The organism is Streptomyces sp. NPDC002499, from assembly GCF_053595415.1.
Window position 1 is genome coordinate 29,922 of the sequence record NZ_JBSFXO010000006.1, and the last position, 16,643, is coordinate 46,564.

The window sequence follows — 16,643 nt, forward strand, 5'->3', positions numbered from 1 at the left end:
CCGGGGCAGGAGTCGGTCCGTGAGCCGGAGCACGAGTCGGAGCACGAGTCGGAAGCAGCGCGACCAGGGGAAGCAGGGGATGTCATGAGCCCGGAGGCGGCCAAGGCCGACGCCCAGGAGAACGCGCGACACCGCCTCTCCCCCGCGCGCGTGCTCGACGTCGATCCGCTGCTCGACGACCCGAAGACGCGGATCATGGTGTGCTGCGGCTCGGGCGGGGTGGGCAAGACCACGACGGCGGCGGCGCTGGGGCTGCGGGCCGCCGAGCGCGGGCGCAAGGTGGTCGTCCTGACCATCGACCCGGCCCGCCGGCTCGCCCAGTCCATGGGCATCGACTCGCTGGACAACATCCCGCGCCGGGTGAAGGGCATCGAGGACTCGGGCAACGGCGGCGAACTGCACGCGATGATGCTCGACATGAAGCGCACCTTCGACGAGATCGTCGAGGCGCACGCGGATCCCGAGCGGGCCGCCGCGATCCTGTCGAACCCCTTCTACCAGTCGCTCTCGGCGGGCTTCGCGGGCACGCAGGAGTACATGGCGATGGAGAAGCTCGGGCAGTTGCGGGCGAGGGACGAGTGGGACCTGATCGTCGTCGACACCCCGCCCTCCCGCTCGGCGCTCGACTTCCTGGACGCGCCCAAGCGGCTCGGGTCCTTCCTGGACGGCAAGTTGATCCGGCTGCTGCTCGCGCCGGCCAAGGTGGGCGGGCGCGCGGGCATGAAGTTCCTGAACGTCGGGATGTCGATGATGACCGGCGCCCTGGGCAAACTGCTCGGCGGTCAACTGCTCAAGGACGTGCAGACGTTCGTGGCCGCGATGGACTCGATGTTCGGCGGCTTCCGCACGCGCGCGGACGCCACGTACAAGCTGCTTCAGGCACCCGGGACGGCGTTCCTGGTGGTCGCGGCGCCCGAGCGGGACGCGCTGCGCGAGGCCGCGTACTTCGTGGAGCGGCTGGCGGCCGAGGACATGCCGCTGGCCGGACTGGTGCTCAACCGGGTCCACGGCAGCGGCGCAGACCGGTTGTCGGCCGAGCGTGCGCTCGCCGCCGCGGAAAATCTTGTGGAGCCCCGCATTGTCGATCAGCACGGCGGGAAAGCTGGTCTTCGTAACTCTCCCGACACGTACGGCAGTTCAGAATCTTCCGCAACCACAGCCCGCGACACGGCCGACGACGCGCCTGACGGGTCCACCACGTCCGAGCCCGGCTCCCCCGGTCCGGATCAGGAGGACCAGAGCGTCGACCGGCTCACCGCGGGCCTGTTGAGGCTGCACGCCGACCGTATGCACGTGCTCTCCCGCGAGCAGCGCACACGTGACCGCTTCACGGCTCGCCACCCCGAGGTGGCGGTGACGGAAGTGGCCGCGCTGCCCGGCGACGTACACGACCTCGTGGGTCTGCGGGACATCGGTGACCGGCTCGCGGCCAACCGGCCGGAGCTGCCCGAGGCCGACGGCGACTGAGCCGACGGCAACGGCTGTTGCGGCGTGCTGCTGTTGCGACGACGAGGTGCCGAGGGGTCGCCTCAGCTCACCGCCGCGTAGTTCTCGTAGATCTCATCGTCGTCGAGCGGCAGGATGCCCACGCCGCGCTCGTACTCGACACGAGCCGTCTCCAGCAGCCTGCGCCACGAGGTGACGGTCGGCCGCCGGCGCAGCAGCGCGCGGCGTTCCCGCTCCGTCATGCCTCCCCACACGCCGAATTCGACGCGGTTGTCGAGCGCATCGGCCAGGCACTCGGTGCGTACCGGACATCCGGTGCACACCGCCTTGGCCCGGTTCTGCGCTGCTCCCTGCACGAACAGTTCATCCGGATCGGTAGTGCGGCAGGCGGCCTGCGCACTCCAGTCGGTTACCCAGCCCATACCGGCGCCGTCCTCTCCCGAATCGAGGCTCCCCCACGGCGGTAGCGGCATATTCACCGCTGCCAGTTGAGGACGTTACGGAAGGTGGGCACAGCGCAACACCCCCTTCGGGCCCAATCTTGAATGGCCCGAACGGACTATGCGTTAGCGGCAGATCACCCGGGGGAGTGAGCTGGTGACATACGTGACTTTCCCGGAAAACCAGGACAGTTCAGCCGAGTCACAACGGGCACCTGGTGACACACAAGGCGGATTCGGACACGCCCCCACCAGAAAGTCGGGGAACCTCCGGAACGATTCGGGGTCGCCGGACGTATTGATACGTGGACCTACTGCTGTGACAGTTGTGAGCAGCTTAGGCCAAGGCATATACGTGTGTCCGGCGAATGAGAACGTAGGCTGCCCCCATGCCAAAGAAGCGTTCGGGCGGTGGTCTGTCCCCAACACAACAGGCCGCCAAGTTCCTAGGTGTCAGCGTCCTTGCCGGCGCCGTCCTGGCCGGCATCGCGCTGCCCGCCTTCGGCGCGCTCGGCCTCGCGGCGAAGGGTTCGGTGGAGAGCTTCGACGAGCTCCCGGCCAATCTGAAGACCCCGCCGCTGAGCCAGCGCACGACGATCCTCGACGCCGACGGCGGTCAGATCGCGGCCGTCTACTCCCGCAACCGCACGGTGGTCGACCTCAAGAACGTCGCGCCGTACATGCAGAAGGCGATCGTCGCGATCGAGGACTCGCGCTTCTACCAGCACGGCGCCGTCGACCTGAAGGGCGTGCTGCGCGCCCTCAACAAGAACGTGCAGAGCAGCGGGGTCGCCGAGGGCGCCTCCACGCTCACCCAGCAGTACGTGAAGAACGTCTTCGTGGAGGAGGCCGGCGACGACCCGACGAAGGTCGCGCAGGCCACCCAGCAGACCCTCGGCCGCAAGATCAAGGAACTGAAGTACGCGATCCAGGTCGAAGAGGAGCTGGGCAAGAAGAAGATCCTCGAGAACTACCTGAACATCACGTTCTTCGGCGAGCAGGCCTACGGTGTCGAGGCCGCCGCCCAGCGCTACTTCTCCAAGCACGCCAAGGACCTGAACCTCCAGGAGTCGGCGCTGCTCGCGGGCATCGTGCAGTCGCCGACCCGCTACGACCCGGTGAACGACGAGGCGGAGGCCACCAAGCGCCGCAACACCGTGCTCGCGCGCATGGCCGAGGTCGGCGACGTCTCCAAGGCGGAGGCCGACAAGGCCATGGAGGCGCCGCTGGGCCTGAAGGTCAGCAAGCCCAAGAACGGCTGCATCACGGCCGTGAAGGGCGCCGGCTTCTTCTGTGACTACGTGCGCGAGGTGTTCCTGAACGACCCGGTCTTCGGCAAGACCAGCGCGGCCCGCGCGAAGATCTGGAACCAGGGCGGTCTGACGATCCGTACGACGCTGGACCCGCAGTCGCAGAAGGCGGCCCAGGCGTCCATCAAGGAGCACGTCTACCAGAGCGACGCCGTGGCGACCGCCGCCACCATCGTCCAGCCCGGCACCGGCAAGATCCTGGCGATGGGCCAGTCACGGCCGTACGGCATCGACACCAAGGACCACCAGACCACGATCAACCTCTCGGTCAACCAGGACATGGGCGGCGGCGCCGGCTACCAGCCCGGTTCGACGTTCAAGCCGATCGTGGCCGCCGCCGCCCTGGAGGGCGGCACCCCGTCGAACCAGCAGTACTCGTCGCCGTACGAGATGAACTACCCGAGCCCGGTGTCGATCTGCAACGACAAGACCTGGCGCACGGACCCGAACAACCCGGCCAAGCTGACCAACGAGGACGAGTCGGAGCACGGCCCGTACTCGATGAGGGTGGCGACCGCGAAGTCGGTCAACACCTACTACGTCCAGCTGATCAGCGACATCGGCATCTGCCCGGTCATCGACATGGCCAAGAAGATGGGCGTGCAGCGGGCCAACGGCGGCAAGATCGACCAGGCGCCGTCCATCGCGCTCGGCACCATGGAGATGTCCCCGCTGACGATGGCCAACGCGTACGCGACCTTCGCCGCGCGCGGCATGTACTGCACGCCGGTCGCCATCGAGTCGATCACGCAGACCGTCGGCGACCAGAAGAAGTCGCTCCAGGTGCCCAAGTCGACCTGCTCGCGGGCGATGTCGGAGACCACCGCGGACACCGTCAGCACGCTCCTGAAGGGCGTGGTCGAGGACGGTACGGGCTCCGAGGCGGGCCTCGGCAGCCGGCCGAGCGCCGGTAAGACCGGTACCACGGACAACCGCTACGCGGCCTGGTTCGTCGGCTACACCCCGAACATGGCGGCCGCGGTCTGGGTCGGCGACCCGGCCCACAAGCGCAGGATGACCAACATCACCATCGGCGGCATCACGCGCGACAAGGTGTACGGCGGTCAGGTGCCCGGTCCGATCTGGCGCGACATGATGAACGGCGCCCTCGAGGGCAAGCCGGTGGAACAGCTCAGCCTCGCCTACATCCCGCCGGACAAGCCCAAGGAGAAGGACAACGGGAACGACGACGGTGACAACGGCGACAACCGGGGCAACGACAACGGCGGCCTCATCGGCGGCCTGACCGACGGCGGCACGGACGGGGGCACCACCCCGACGCCGTCCTTCTCCCTCCCCGAGGGCTTCATCCAAGGGCAGGACGGGGGGAACAACGGGAACGGGAACGGGGGGCGCGGTTAGACACCGGGCCACGGTTCACCGACGTTCTTGATCCGTACGACGAACGGCTCCTCACCTCCGTAAAGAGGCAAGGAGCCGTTCGTCGTACGTGTGCGGGGGCCGCTCAGCCGGCGAGCAGCTTCTTGACCACCGCGGCGACCCGGCCGCCCTCGGCCAGGCCGGCCACCTTCGGGTTCACGATCTTCATGACGGCGCCCATGGCCCGCGGCCCCTCGGCACCGGCCGCCTTCGCCTCCTGGACGGCCTGCGCGACGATCTGCTCCAGCTCCTCGTCGCCGAGCTGCTTGGGCAGGTACTCGGCGAGCACCACGCCCTCCGCCTTCTCCCGCTCGGCGCTCTCGGCCCGACCACCCTGTGCGAAGGCGTCGGCCGCCTCACGGCGCTTCTTCGCCTCCTTGGCGATCACCTTCTGCACCTCGTCGTCGGAGAGCTCGCGCTTCGTCTTGCCCGCGACCTCCTCCTTGGTGATCGCGGCGAGCGTCAGCCGGAGCGTCGCGGAGCGCAGCTCGTCTCGCTCCCTGACGGCGGCGGTGAGGTCTTCCTGCAGCTTCGACTTGAGCGACGTGGTCATGTGGTCGATTGTCGCAGGTACGTCGAGCTGGACGCCCGTTGATTTCGAGGAGCGGGTCGGAGCGAGACGAAGTGGAGGGTGCGTGGGCGCACGCGGACCTGAGCGAGCCCAAGGGGCAGGAGGGCCAGGGGACTTGAGCGGGGTCGCCGGAGTTCGCCGGAGTCAGGGAGTCACGGAGGCGAGGGACCGCGGGCAAGCGGTGTCCGTGCGGTCTGACACGATGGCAGTATGCGCGCACGTTACGGAGTACCCCTGGGAATCGTGGCGGCCGGTGCCGCCGGAGTGGCCTACGCGGCGGGATTCGAGGCCCGCTCCTACCGACTGCGACGGGTGACGGTCCCCGTCCTGCCGGCCGGGATGCGCCCGCTGCGGGTACTTCAGGTCTCCGACATCCACATGGTCGGCGGCCAGCGCAAGAAACAGCGCTGGTTGCGCTCCCTGGCCGGTCTGCGCCCCGACTTCGTGATCAACACGGGCGACAACCTGTCCGACCCGGAGGGCATCCCCGAGGTCCTGGACGCGCTGGGCCCGCTGATGGAGTTCCCGGGCGCGTACGTCTTCGGCTCCAACGACTACTACGGCCCCAAACCCCGTAACCCCGCCCGCTACTTGCTGGAGAAGGTGCAAGGCAAGCACGGTCTCAACGGCAACCCACCGGTCGTCGGCGCGATCCACATCCCGTGGGAGGACCTGCGGGACGGCTTCGACGCGGCGGGCTGGCAGAACCTGACCAACACACGTGGCCTGTTGAAGGTCGAGGGCGTGTCCGTCGAGCTGACCGGCCTGGACGACCCGCACATCAAGCGCGACCGCTACGCCGAGGTGGCCGGCGGCCCGTCCGGTACGGCGGACTTCTCGATGGGCGTCGTCCACGCGCCGTATCTGCGCGTCCTGGACGCCTTCACCGCCGACGACTACCCCCTGATCCTCGCCGGCCACACCCACGGCGGCCAGCTCTGCATCCCCTTCTACGGCGCCCTCGTCACCAACTGCGACCTGGACGCGGACCGGGTCAAGGGCCTGTCGACGCACCGGGCGGAGGGACGGACGTCGTATCTCCACGTCTCCGCAGGCTGCGGCCAGAACCGGTATACGCCGGTGAGGTTCGCGTGCCCGCCGGAGGTGACGTTGTTGACGTTGGTGGGACGGGACGAGGGGCGGGGACGGAAGTAAGGGGCAGGGGGCAAGGGGTAGGCGGGCGAGGGATAGGCGGGCAAGAGGTACGGGGCAAGGGGTACGGGGGCAAGAGGTACGGGGTGGAGGGCGGGGCGTAGAAGACGGCAGGGCAGGAGTCGAGGCGACGGCGACGCCGACCAGCGAGCCGCCGGAACGGCGAGACGGCGAGACGGCGAGACGCTGAAAGGGCGAGACGCCGAAACGGCAGCGGAGTAACCCACACAGCCCGCCCGTATCGCCCGTTTCGTCCCTCCTGTTTAGCGTGAGGGCATGACCGCCCCGATACCCAGGGACATCCCGAACCTCCCCGCGATCCCGGGTGTACCCGCGCTGCTCCCCTCCCTCGTCCCCGCCACCGCGGTGGTGACTCCGGTACGCCGCCCACTCACCGCCGTCTACCGACTCCTGGTCGCCCTGGTCGCGGCAGGGGCGGTGACCGTGGACCTGCTGCTCGGCAGCCCGGTCCGCGTCCTGAGCCACTTCGCGATCCAGAGCAACATCCTGCTCGCCCTGGTCCTGGTCCTCTCGGCCCGCCGAGCCTGGTCGGCCCGCCGCCCGCTCCCCTCGGCACTGACCGGCGCGACCCTCCTCTACGTCGCCGTCACCGGCCTCGTGTACCACCTGCTCCTGGCGGACGCGGCGACCCCGTTCTCCGTGACGAGCGGCTCCCTGACCGGCTGGCAGACGATCACCAACCAGGTCCTGCACACGGTGACGCCGATAGCGGCGGTCCTGGACTGGCTGCTGATGACCTCTCCCGGCCGCCTGCACCTCCGGCAAGCGGCGGCGTGGCTGCTGTACCCCCTGGCGTACCTGGCCTTCTCACTCGGCCGCGGCGAGCTGATCGTCCCGGGCACGCGGGGGCGCTATCTCTACCCGTTCCTGGACGTCGACCTCCACGGCTACAAGAGCGTCCTGGGCAACGCCCTCCTCCTCGGCCTCGCCTTCTACGCCCTCGCGATCCTGCTGGTCGCCCTGGACCACGCCCGCCCGAACCTGATCCGCCACCGCCCCAAAACCGGATTTCGTCTCGGGCCACCCGTGGGCTAAAGTAGCGATGTCGCCGCGACGAGCAGTACAGCAGCGACATCGGGGTGTAGCGCAGCTTGGCAGCGCGCTTCGTTCGGGACGAAGAGGTCGTGGGTTCAAATCCCGCCACCCCGACAGCCGAAGAGCAGTTCAGAGGGCCCTCACCGGATCGGTGAGGGCCCTCTGGTGTTGCTGCGTGTCTAACTGCGTGACTATGCGTTGCCTGCGGGCTCGGAGGAGCCATCAGCCGATCCAGCAGCATGGTCCTGCTGCCGGGCTTCCGCGCGCTGCCTGACTTCCTCCATCCGACGAGACCGTGTCGCTGCGATGGCCTGCTGATTGGCTTGTTGGTAGTAGCCGGTAAGTTCCTTCAGCCCCTGGCTCACCTTGTCGAGACGATCTTCAAGTGGCTTGGTGGCCCGCTGCCCGACTAAAGCCTCGCTCAACACTTCAAGATCAACGGTGTACTTGAGCTCCTCCACCGGCCCCATAGGGCCCTCACTGTTGACAGTGAACTCGAACAACATCGGAAGATCCGACTCGAACCTCTGGATGGCAGAATCGAGGAAGTACACCAGCCTCCGTCCAGGAGGCATCATCGCGATCGGGCGTGCGATCACCTGCGTCAGCGCTTCACCAACGTCGTCTCCCTGGGTCGACGTCAGATCTGGAGTCACAGCGATTCTGACGTTGCGAGCAAGAGTGGGACCCACGTTCTGAATGATGAGCACCAACAGCAGGGATCCAGCTTCGTGAAACTGAATGTCCACGATGACATAGGGCTCGTTCTGCTCACGATGCACTCGTCGGGCTACTTCAAGCTGCCCCTCGGCCGAGCGTGCTTGTGACCGTGCGTATTTCATGGCCCAAGCAGCTGCGAGGAACGCCAAGACAGACACCACGAGGGACCAATATTCAGCCTTCACCACGGCAGGATACGTAGGCGAGCAGTTGCTGTACGGTGCTTCGAATCTTGCTGAGCGCAGCCCCCTTGGCGCAGAAGAGGGTGGAACCCACGGTGAGACGGGTTCCACCCTTTAGAACTGCCGATGACGTCAGTCCGTCGTGAAGATGCTGTCCATCACAACGGCACCGGTCTGGATCACGGGCCTGATCTGCTTCCGGTAGACCTCCTCAGTCACGGCCGTACCGGAGTGACCGACGAGCCGGGAGATCTCCTCCAGAGGGACGCCCCGGTCGGAAAGCAGTGACACGAAGCTGTGCCGGAGCTCCCGGGGCGTCCACTCCGCAGCGTCTACCCCGTCGACATCCTTGAGCGCCTGGCGGAAGGCGCGGCGGACGTTGGCTGCATCGAGCGGCTTACCCACAGCCGAGGAGAAGACGAGCCCGTGTTCCTCCCACTCCTCGTCAGCGGCGAGCCGATCCCACCCCTGCTCCTCGAACTGCTGCCACAGCGCTTCGACGCAGCGCGCTGGCAGGGCGAGGGTGCGCCGGGACTTTCGGGTCTTGGTGTCTCCGCTCCTCCGGACCGAGCGCCAGACGGCGATGTGAGGAGGCTGCGGTGGCTCGAAGCCGGGCCGGCCCTTCAGAAAGACGTGGTCCCAGGTGAGCGCCCGCAACTCCTCCGTGCGGGCACCGGTCAGCAGCGCGACGACGACGTACGCGTGCATGGAGGTCCCAGCAGCCCCTTTCAACACTGTCTCGGCCTGAGCAAAGGTGAGTGCCTTGGAGAGCCGCCCCGCCTGCCCCCGCGGTACCGAGCACAGCGCGACGACGTTCCGTTTAACCTTGTCCCGCGCCACGGCCCGCTTGACCGCACGGCTCAGGCAGGAGTGGAGGCCCTGAAGTGTGCGCGTGCCGAGTGTCTTCGCCTTGGTCGCCAGCCAGCGGTCCACATCCTCCGCACTGAGGTCACGGAGCTTGCGAGCGCCGAGCGAGGGGATGACGTGCTTCTCGCTCAGGAGCGTGGTCGTTTCGACGGTGCTGGGGTCGAGGCCGGCCAGGCCATATGCGAGCCAGTCCGTGACCAGCGTCCTTGACGGTGCAGTTGGTGGGCGCAATGGCGAGGCCGGTTCTCGCACTGTCCGGCTGGCTCGCGCTCCTGGTCGGCTGGGTCGAGTACGACACGGGCGCCCGACATGCGGCCGAGTCGACCCGACAGGCCGCGCTCTCACTCGCGACCGAGGCAGACCATGCAGAAGTCGCGGGGTGGGCTCACGAGATGCGGGCATGGTTCGCCCTCACGACTGGCGACTACCGCGGCGTTATCGCGGCGGCTCGGGCCGGAGCCGAGACAGCGGCGCACCACGGCGTAGCCGTGCAACTCGCCGCCCAGGAAGCCAAAGCGTGGGCGCAGCTCGGGGACCGCCGGCAAGTCGAGGTCGCTTTGGACAAGGGGCGGCGAATCCTTGAAGCAATGCCGTACCCAGAGAACCTGGACAATCACTTCGTGGTGGACCCGGCTAAGTTCGACTTCTACGCGATGGACTGCTACCGCCTGGTCGGTGAGGACAAACTCGCGCGCACTCTGGCCGAAGAGGTACTGAGAGCAGGAACAGACTTCGACGGCATCGAGCGCTCACCAATGCGCAACGCAGAAGCCCGCGTCACGGCGGCGCGTGAGGGCGATTTGGAAGAGGCACTCATCACGGGCGAACGTGCCCTCGAAGGTGACCGACAGTCGGTGCCGTCGCTCATCATGACCAGCCGTGAACTCGCTGCCGAGATGAGGAGCCGGTACAGGTCAGAACCGGCGGCACAGGACTACCTTGCGCGGCTTCACTCCCTTGCCGAACAGAAACCTGGGTTCATGCCACGCTGACACCCGCTGTTAACGCAGCTCAGTTCCCAACCGGGCTTGGGCTCAAATACTCCCTGATGCGCCATGCGGTGCGATAAAGACCCTGACGTGCGAGAGAACTTCCTCGAATGTCGGCACATCGAGAACGCCCAGCGTGGTCCCCTCAAAATCCCTTGGCTCAGGAGTCCAGAGGCGCCTAGCACGCACCACGCTAATTTTATAAAGTCCGGCTTCCTTCCATTTGTGCACCACGACATCACCTTGGCCGGGATTTTCTACCCGCTCAGATGCGCCTGTGATTTGAGCTACCAGCGCAGCATGATCCCCTACTTCGCCTGGCAGCGTGCAACCAATAACCAACACTGGGCGCCTTTTAAATGGTTCCTCCGCCATGTAGCTGAACGGAAAGTAAACCAAGGCGATGTCACCGGGTCTCACCTGCACAGGTCACTAACTGTCGTATACGGAGTCTTCGTCCGAATCCCAGTCATCTGCCCAGAGCCGGGAAACGTAGGCGCGCATGGCAGCTTCATCGTCGTCGTGCCCCAGGACTCGTTCGATTGCGGCCGCCTCGCTGGATCGCCCTGTCGCGATAAGTTCACTCAGAAGCTCTAGAATTACGTCAGCGTACTGCCACCGAGAAGCTAGGTCTCCGCGGTTTGCGTGCCGTGGCTCGTGTACGGAATTTTCCGGATCGACGATGAACAAGCTAGGTGTCGACTCTGGAGAAGTTGACTCCTCACACGGAATTTCGTCGTCTACGTAATAGTAGCCCCTACGACTGATGATACCAGCAGCCCGAGAAACTGTTCCTGTCGTCATCAAATCTACCCCCCACCCCTAGTCTTTTTTGGAAACTTGCCTAAAAATTCCGCTAACTAGCTCACCAGCCTCCCTACTGTACATCCGACCAATATCTACGAACCACTCACTGCCTACACCGGAAGGGATTTTCTCGTGCCTATGCCAATTAGAATCGACATAAAGCGCCACATCCGAAATTTCCCGCCCCCCAAACTCCACATGACTGAAGTCAGGCTCTTCGCTACTTCGGAGTCTACCGAATTTCTTGGTCAGCCTCTCAAGAGATTCTTCTCGATCCACGACACCGAATTCAGCCCTGAACAACGACCCGGTCGCCTCTGCCTTCCCGTCCAACAGAGTTGCCGTATCGGTGAGCGTGAAGCCGTCGACCAGCGGACCCCTGAATAGGTTCCTCGCCGAGCTTAGCCTCGCTTCGTCGTACTCAGACTCCGACTCGAAAGGAACGAGGTGCTGAAATGAAGCACTCACGGAGGTGGCCGTGAAGTCGATAGCCTCTCTTGCTGCGTCAAGGACCGAGATAAATGCTTCAGAGTCCCCAGAACCGGTTGATTCCGCAATGGAGATATGGGCGGGAGACAGGAGAATCTCCACGTCCTTTCCCACTACTGCGCGCACATTTTCATCATCAATCTTGAAAGCACGCAACCGCTTCTGGCTCTCAAGCAGCAGTAGCAGCCGATTGCGACCGTCGTAGACACGCGGCGTCGGGCGCCAACGGACGTTGAGGGTCATGGTCCAGGGAGCCGTCACGTCTTCCATCGCAGCCATACCAGCTCTCGGGCAGTCGTCATAGCATCAATCTACAGTCGCAACGAGCAGGTAGCGAGCACTTGTCAGCCGTTCACTCCCTGTACTCATGAACGTTTCAGCTCATCGTTGGTGTCTGCGGTCGCTCCAGAGGAAGTAACCGTTGCGCCACCTGGGCGAACCTTCCTCCTTAAGGGTGCCCAGGCCTTGCATGGTCATCACCTCAGGGCTCAGCTGCGCCTACTGCACACCGACGAGCCGCCGCACGGTTCGGCAAGTGATGCGCCAGCAGAAGCGGTAGCCGGCGGGTGCTGCACAGGGGCGGACGCCACAACAGTGCCTGACTGCCTTCCCCCGGGAGGCATGAGCGCAGGGGGGCCAAACGAAGCAGCCGCACGAAGACCGTCCCGGACGGTAGTGGACCGTGCCGGAACCGAACCAGCAGGTCAGGGTGCCATGAATCCATGTCAAGGCGGGTCTGATCGCGTTCGGGACGAAGAGGTCGTGGGTTCAAATCCCGCCACCCCGACCGTTGTGACACCAGGTCAGGGGCCTGATCCGCATCGCGGGTCAGGCCCCTGAGTGGTTGTGGGGGCCGTTTTGAGGGCGGACTTGCCATCCCGGCGCCGGCATCCCGGTCCCGCCACCCCGTAGCCGAGCCCGCTCGACCATGCGCCAAGCGCGGCGGGCCCCACGTGGTCATGGAGCAGCTCCACGCGCCGACGTCCGGCCGTCGCCGCGCCGTCGCTTTGGCATCCGTGTCGCGTACGTTATTCGGCTTCGGATCGGCCATGGGTTGGATCTGGTGAGAAATGGCCGACGGGATCCATGAATTTCGGCAGGCAGTACCGGAACCACCTTTTCCATGTTCCGGCCCCGGTAGCCGCGAAAGCAGTACGGGCGGTCCGTGGAGAAAGAGGGCTGCCGCCACCAGCATCCTTTGCAGGCTTGGTTTCCAGCGCCTCGACGTTCAATCGGATCCGCGGCCCCCGCAGCACACATACCTCAAGCTCCGTAACCCAGGCACGGTCCATGAAAGCCTCGGCAAGTGGTCAGCTCATCCCTACGTTCACGGTCCCGAGGCCCCGGTTTGCGACCTCGCGATCCCCGCGTTCGAGCTGCGTGCAGCCCATGGGTGCCCAGCCGCCGCCTCAAGTCCGCCCGAAGCAACGGCCCCGCTCACCCCCTCGGCAAATACCGCATGTCGGATTCTGGTGGTCATCTGAGCACACGCTGGGCGCTGCACCCTTACCAACACAACCAGTGAAATAGCCGCGAATTAATCTCGTTGACGGGCAGCTTATTTGTGGTTAGATTGTGAACGGTCGTTAGTAATTCTGTTTCCACGGGGGGAGCGGCTTTCGGTATGGAATTTGCCGCGCCCGAAAGGAGGGTGCGGTGTTTTTCCGTGCTCGGAATCTGCTTTTTGCTGGGCTGGCCCTATTGATGGGGGCGGCGATAGCCGTTCCTCTCGCTGTCGCCGATGATTCCTCGGCGTCCGCGACCGACACTCCGCCCGTCGCGGTGGAGCGGTTCTCCTATCCCGGCGCGGCGGGCATTCTCACGTCGGACGGCATCGAGCTGAGAAAGGGTGACGGGCACATCCTGCTCGTCACCTGCGACGACTCCGCCGACCAGATCCGGGTCTACACCGTGTTGGACAGCACCGTGGGCCGCAGGGGCGACTACTGCTTCAAGGCCACGGCGGCGTCCGGCTATCTCACGCTCTCGCTGCCCCGCGTCTTCGCCCTGGAGACCGGTGACCACCCGATCAGCGCCGACCTCACCGCGAACGGTGCCACGACCACCGTCGATGTCGCCGAGGGCGGCTTCGAGAGTGTCGGCGAGGGCACCACGGGCGGCGCCCGCTCCGTGCTCGTCGAGATCCGTGTCACCGGCTGACCCGGCCGTGCCCAGCGTCAAGGAATCGAGAAACGTGACCTCCCTGCGTTCTTCCGCGCGTTCCTCCGCGCGATCTTCCGCGGGCGCGGCGTTGATGGCGGTCGTCGCCACCGCCGGCGCCCTGCTCGCCGTACCGGCCCATGCCGTCACGGGCGACACCGTGACCGCCGGCTCCTACGCCTTCACCGCCAAGGTGTCCCTCGGCGCCGACGACACGGCCCGCGCGTGCAGCGGCGCCCTCGTGGCCTCGGACTGGATCCTCACCGCGGCGAGCTGCTTCGCCGCCGACCCCGAGGTGCCGACCGTCGCCGCGGGCAAGCCCGCCCTGGCGGCCACCGCCACCGTCGCGGGAAAGACGAGCGCCGTGGTGCAGTTGGTGCCGAGGGCCGGCCGTGACCTGGTGCTGGCCCGCCTCGCGCGGCCCGCCGTCGGCGTGACCCCGGTGACCGTCGCGTCCGCCGCGCCCGCCGCCGGGAACCAGTTGCGCGCGGTCGGCTACGGCCGTACCACCACCGAGTGGGTGCCGGACAGCCCGCACACCACCACCTTCAACGTGGACGCCGTAGGCACCGCCGACCTCAATGTCACCGGCGTGAACGGCGCGCTGTGCCAGGGCGACACCGGCGGCCCCCTGTTGCGCGAGACAGGCGGCACCGTCCAGCTGGTCGGCGTCGGCAGCCGGTCCTGGCAGGGCGGCTGCATGGGCGAGACGGAGACCCGCACCGGCGCCGTCGCCGCCCGCGCCGACGACCTGTCCGCCTGGGTGACCGCCACCACCGGAGCGGCGCCCGTCACCGACTTCAACTGCGACGGCGTCGAGGACATCGCGATCTCCGACCCCGAGGCCACGGTCGGCAGCAACGCCAAGGCAGGCCTGGTCCGGATCGTCTACGGCGGCGGCAAGGGCACCGCCGAGATCAACCAGGCGCTCGACTGGGTCAACGGCAGCGCGGAGGCCGGCGACGGATTCGGCCAGGCCATCGACACGGTCGACTACGACGCGGACGGCTGCACCGACCTGGTCGTCGGCACCCCCGCCGAGGACCTCGGCACCGCACCCGACGCCGGCATGGCCGACATCCTGTACGGCGCGACCGGCGGCCTGGGCACCGGCACCCTGAAGGACACCAACTTCCAGCAGGGCGCGGGCACCGGCTCACTGGCCGCCTCCAGCTACGAGACGGGCGACCAGCTGGGCGCGTCGCTCACGGCCGGAGTCACCAACGCGGGCGAGCCGTTCGTGGTGATCGGCAGCCCCGGCGAGGACCTCGGCACCTCCCCCGACGCCGGCGAGGCCTTCTACGTCCATGGCAACGCCAACGTCTCCATCCACCAGGACAGCCTCGACGTCCCCGGTTCCATCGAGCCGAACGACGGCTTCGGCGGCGCCCTCGCGGCCGACTCCAACCACATCGTCATCAGCGCCCCGGGCGAGACCATCGGCACCACGGCCACCGGCGCCGGCAACCTCACCGTCTTCGACCCGAACACGCTGAACGCCGAGAGCCGCCCGACCCCGCTGTTCGGCCTCGACCAGGACCTGACCACGGTGAGCGGGGGCGCGGAGGCCGGTGACGACTTCGGCCGCTCGGTGGCGCTCGTGCCCTACCGTCCGACCGGGGCCGCCTCGGCCAACGAGTCGATCCTCGCGGTCGGTTCGCCGGGCGAGGGCCTGACGATCGACTCGGTCGCCAAGGCCGAGGTGGGCAACGTCCTGACCTTCGGGATCACCTCGACCGGCACCTACACCCAGCTCAACTCGTACATGTCGGGCACCGACAGCGACGACGTGGCCGGCACCTCCGAGGTCGGGGACCACTTCGGCCAGACCCTGAGCGCGGTGAACACGGCGCCCCGCGCGGTGAGCACCACCGACACCCTCAAGCTGGCCGTCGGTATCCCGGACGAGGTCATCGGCACGTCGGCGACGGGCGCGGGCGCGTTCAGCACCTTCTCGCTGCTGGGCTCGCCCGGCGCCAACGACCGCTGGACCGAGATCGGCGACGGCGACGGTGTCCCCGGCACCGCGGCCGCGGGCCAGCACCTCGGTGGCAGCATCCACTACACCGGTACGAACCTGTACGTCGGTCTGCCCTTCGGTCCGTCGGTCTACGGCACTCTGTACGCCCTGCCGCTGTCCAACGTGACGGCCGGCGGCTCGGTCGCCGCGGTCACGACGTATCAGCCGGGCGCCGGCGGTCTGCCGGCCGCGGACGTCAGTTTCGGTTACGCGGCACGGTAGGAGCGTTCCGGCCGTACCGCCGAGCAGGTGGTACGGCCGGTTTCGCAATGCGACAATGTCCGGGTGAATTCTGAATTCTATGCGGACGTCATCGAAGCCGGCGGCCTGGCGAACGCGCTGGAACAAACGGCGGCCGGCCTCGATATCCCTCTCGTTCTCGTTGCCGGTCGAAAGGAAATAGCGGATTCGGTAGGTATCGACACCACGGCCGTCGGACGGCTCCCATTGTTGGTGTTCCCGCGCGCCGACGCCCGCGGCTTCCGGCTCGTCGGCCGGTCCAGGGAGGTCGACATCCTCACCGGGGAGGCACGGGAGCTCGGGGACGTCGTAGAGGCAGGTGCGGCCTGGGCGGCGGGCACGCCGGCGCCGGTGATGCGCGCCGCGCAGCCCTTCCTTCAGGTCGACGCGCTGGCCGAGGCCCATGAGCTTGGACCTGAGGCGGCGGTGGCGGCGCAGTGGGACCAGTTGAAGGAGAAGGCGGCCGGCACCCCTTCGTTCCCCGAGTTCGGGCGGCTGGTGGAAGCGGCGTACGCGGAACCCCGGCTGCGGCGGCTCTTCCCGTTCACCAGCCACTGGACGGTCGCCTTCAGCTCCTGCACCGACCGCCCGTACCACGACGAGATCGCGATCGCCCCGCAGTACGGGGGCGGCCCGTACCTCGTCCTGCGGCATGCGAACACCGGAATGCTCGGTGAATCCGCCACCGCGGAAGAGGCGGTGACATTTGCTCTCTCACACCTTCCGGAATCCGTCGGTCCGGCTGTGGCGGGTTTCACCGACAGGCCTGAATAGACCTAATAAACCTGAATAAATTCTCCGCAAGCTTTTTCCA

The 16,643-nt window shown here is 66.8% G+C and carries 13 protein-coding genes, 1 tRNA gene and 1 pseudogene; 9 read left to right on the forward strand and 6 right to left on the reverse strand.

The genetic code is table 11. The annotated features are described in order from the left end of the window. The first annotated feature begins 84 nt into the window (after window positions 1-84). On the forward strand, window positions 85-1,467 hold the full coding sequence (locus ACWD5F_RS17300) for an ArsA family ATPase (RefSeq protein ID WP_451255162.1): 1,383 nt from the start codon (window positions 85-87) through the stop codon (window positions 1,465-1,467). Between the two features lie 62 nt (window positions 1,468-1,529). On the opposite strand, the gene wblA is transcribed toward ACWD5F_RS17300, so the two are convergent. Continuing rightward, the gene (wblA, locus tag ACWD5F_RS17305; protein WP_401719065.1) at window positions 1,530-1,868 is read right to left on the reverse strand and encodes a transcriptional regulator WblA; all 339 of its coding nucleotides are present in this window, start codon (window positions 1,866-1,868) and stop codon (window positions 1,530-1,532) included. Window positions 1,869-2,275: 407 nt separating this feature from the next. Between wblA and ACWD5F_RS17310 the strand changes: the two genes are divergently transcribed. Continuing rightward, window positions 2,276-4,558, forward strand: a complete 2,283-nt coding sequence (locus tag ACWD5F_RS17310) for a transglycosylase domain-containing protein (RefSeq protein ID WP_451255164.1) — start codon at window positions 2,276-2,278, stop codon at window positions 4,556-4,558. A gap of 103 nt (window positions 4,559-4,661) precedes the next feature. Here the strand turns inward: ACWD5F_RS17310 and ACWD5F_RS17315 are convergent, their stop codons facing one another. After that, window positions 4,662-5,129 carry a GatB/YqeY domain-containing protein gene (locus ACWD5F_RS17315; RefSeq protein ID WP_401719070.1) on the reverse strand — a complete coding sequence of 156 codons (468 nt, stop codon included), beginning with the start codon at window positions 5,127-5,129 and terminating at the stop codon, window positions 4,662-4,664. A 228-nt stretch (window positions 5,130-5,357) separates the two neighbouring features. Here ACWD5F_RS17315 and ACWD5F_RS17320 point away from each other — a divergent pair, with 228 nt between their 5' ends. The 3 genes from ACWD5F_RS17320 (at window position 5,358) to ACWD5F_RS17330 (ending at window position 7,469) form a co-directional block, all read left to right on the forward strand. Then, entirely contained in the window at window positions 5,358-6,302 is a 945-nt protein-coding gene (locus tag ACWD5F_RS17320; protein ID WP_451255167.1) for a metallophosphoesterase, read from the forward strand. A gap of 273 nt (window positions 6,303-6,575) precedes the next feature. Beyond that, entirely contained in the window at window positions 6,576-7,355 is a 780-nt protein-coding gene (locus tag ACWD5F_RS17325; protein ID WP_451255169.1) for a Pr6Pr family membrane protein, read from the forward strand. A 40-nt stretch (window positions 7,356-7,395) separates the two neighbouring features. Beyond that, a tRNA-Pro gene (locus ACWD5F_RS17330) sits at window positions 7,396-7,469 on the forward strand. A gap of 77 nt (window positions 7,470-7,546) precedes the next feature. On the opposite strand, the gene ACWD5F_RS17335 is transcribed toward ACWD5F_RS17330, so the two are convergent. Beyond that, complete coding sequence (locus ACWD5F_RS17335) at window positions 7,547-8,260, reverse strand: hypothetical protein (RefSeq protein WP_451255171.1); 714 nt, start codon at window positions 8,258-8,260, stop codon at window positions 7,547-7,549. A 129-nt stretch (window positions 8,261-8,389) separates the two neighbouring features. Then, window positions 8,390-9,422, reverse strand: a pseudogene (locus ACWD5F_RS17340) (site-specific integrase). Between ACWD5F_RS17340 and ACWD5F_RS17345 the strand changes: the two are divergent. Further along, window positions 9,346-10,116 (forward strand): hypothetical protein, encoded by a 771-nt coding sequence (locus ACWD5F_RS17345; protein ID WP_451255999.1) that lies wholly within the window; start codon window positions 9,346-9,348, stop codon window positions 10,114-10,116. The pseudogene ACWD5F_RS17340 and the gene ACWD5F_RS17345 sit on opposite strands and share 77 nt — an antisense overlap. Before the next feature lie 42 nt (window positions 10,117-10,158). Here the strand turns inward: ACWD5F_RS17345 and ACWD5F_RS17350 are convergent, their stop codons facing one another. Both ACWD5F_RS17350 and ACWD5F_RS17355 read right to left on the reverse strand, forming a co-directional pair. Continuing rightward, window positions 10,159-10,533 carry a type II toxin-antitoxin system PemK/MazF family toxin gene (locus tag ACWD5F_RS17350; protein WP_451255173.1) on the reverse strand — a complete coding sequence of 125 codons (375 nt, stop codon included), beginning with the start codon at window positions 10,531-10,533 and terminating at the stop codon, window positions 10,159-10,161. A 402-nt stretch (window positions 10,534-10,935) separates the two neighbouring features. After that, complete coding sequence (locus tag ACWD5F_RS17355) at window positions 10,936-11,688, reverse strand: hypothetical protein (RefSeq protein ID WP_451255175.1); 753 nt, start codon at window positions 11,686-11,688, stop codon at window positions 10,936-10,938. A gap of 1,377 nt (window positions 11,689-13,065) precedes the next feature. Here ACWD5F_RS17355 and ACWD5F_RS17360 point away from each other — a divergent pair. The 3 genes from ACWD5F_RS17360 (at window position 13,066) to ACWD5F_RS17370 (ending at window position 16,603) form a co-directional block, all read left to right on the forward strand. Next, window positions 13,066-13,569 (forward strand): hypothetical protein, encoded by a 504-nt coding sequence (locus ACWD5F_RS17360; protein ID WP_451255177.1) that lies wholly within the window; start codon window positions 13,066-13,068, stop codon window positions 13,567-13,569. 94 nt (window positions 13,570-13,663) lie between these two features. Then, window positions 13,664-15,811, forward strand: a complete 2,148-nt coding sequence (locus ACWD5F_RS17365) for a S1 family peptidase (protein ID WP_451255960.1) — start codon at window positions 13,664-13,666, stop codon at window positions 15,809-15,811. A gap of 27 nt (window positions 15,812-15,838) precedes the next feature. Continuing rightward, window positions 15,839-16,603 carry a DUF6193 family natural product biosynthesis protein gene (locus tag ACWD5F_RS17370; RefSeq protein ID WP_451255179.1) on the forward strand — a complete coding sequence of 255 codons (765 nt, stop codon included), beginning with the start codon at window positions 15,839-15,841 and terminating at the stop codon, window positions 16,601-16,603. The last annotated feature ends 40 nt before the right edge of the window (window positions 16,604-16,643 follow it).

Coding starts and splice junctions, on each gene's coding strand:
- ACWD5F_RS17300 (WP_451255162.1), top strand. CDS start 85: ATGAGCCCGGAGGCGGCCAAGGCCGACGCCCAGGAGAACGCGCGACAC.
- wblA (WP_401719065.1), bottom strand. CDS start 1,868: ATGGGCTGGGTAACCGACTGGAGTGCGCAGGCCGCCTGCCGCACTACC.
- ACWD5F_RS17320 (WP_451255167.1), top strand. CDS start 5,358: ATGCGCGCACGTTACGGAGTACCCCTGGGAATCGTGGCGGCCGGTGCC.
- ACWD5F_RS17310 (WP_451255164.1), top strand. CDS start 2,276: ATGCCAAAGAAGCGTTCGGGCGGTGGTCTGTCCCCAACACAACAGGCC.
- ACWD5F_RS17365 (WP_451255960.1), top strand. CDS start 13,664: ATGGCGGTCGTCGCCACCGCCGGCGCCCTGCTCGCCGTACCGGCCCAT.
- ACWD5F_RS17315 (WP_401719070.1), bottom strand. CDS start 5,129: ATGACCACGTCGCTCAAGTCGAAGCTGCAGGAAGACCTCACCGCCGCC.
- ACWD5F_RS17355 (WP_451255175.1), bottom strand. CDS start 11,688: ATGGCTGCGATGGAAGACGTGACGGCTCCCTGGACCATGACCCTCAAC.
- ACWD5F_RS17325 (WP_451255169.1), top strand. CDS start 6,576: ATGACCGCCCCGATACCCAGGGACATCCCGAACCTCCCCGCGATCCCG.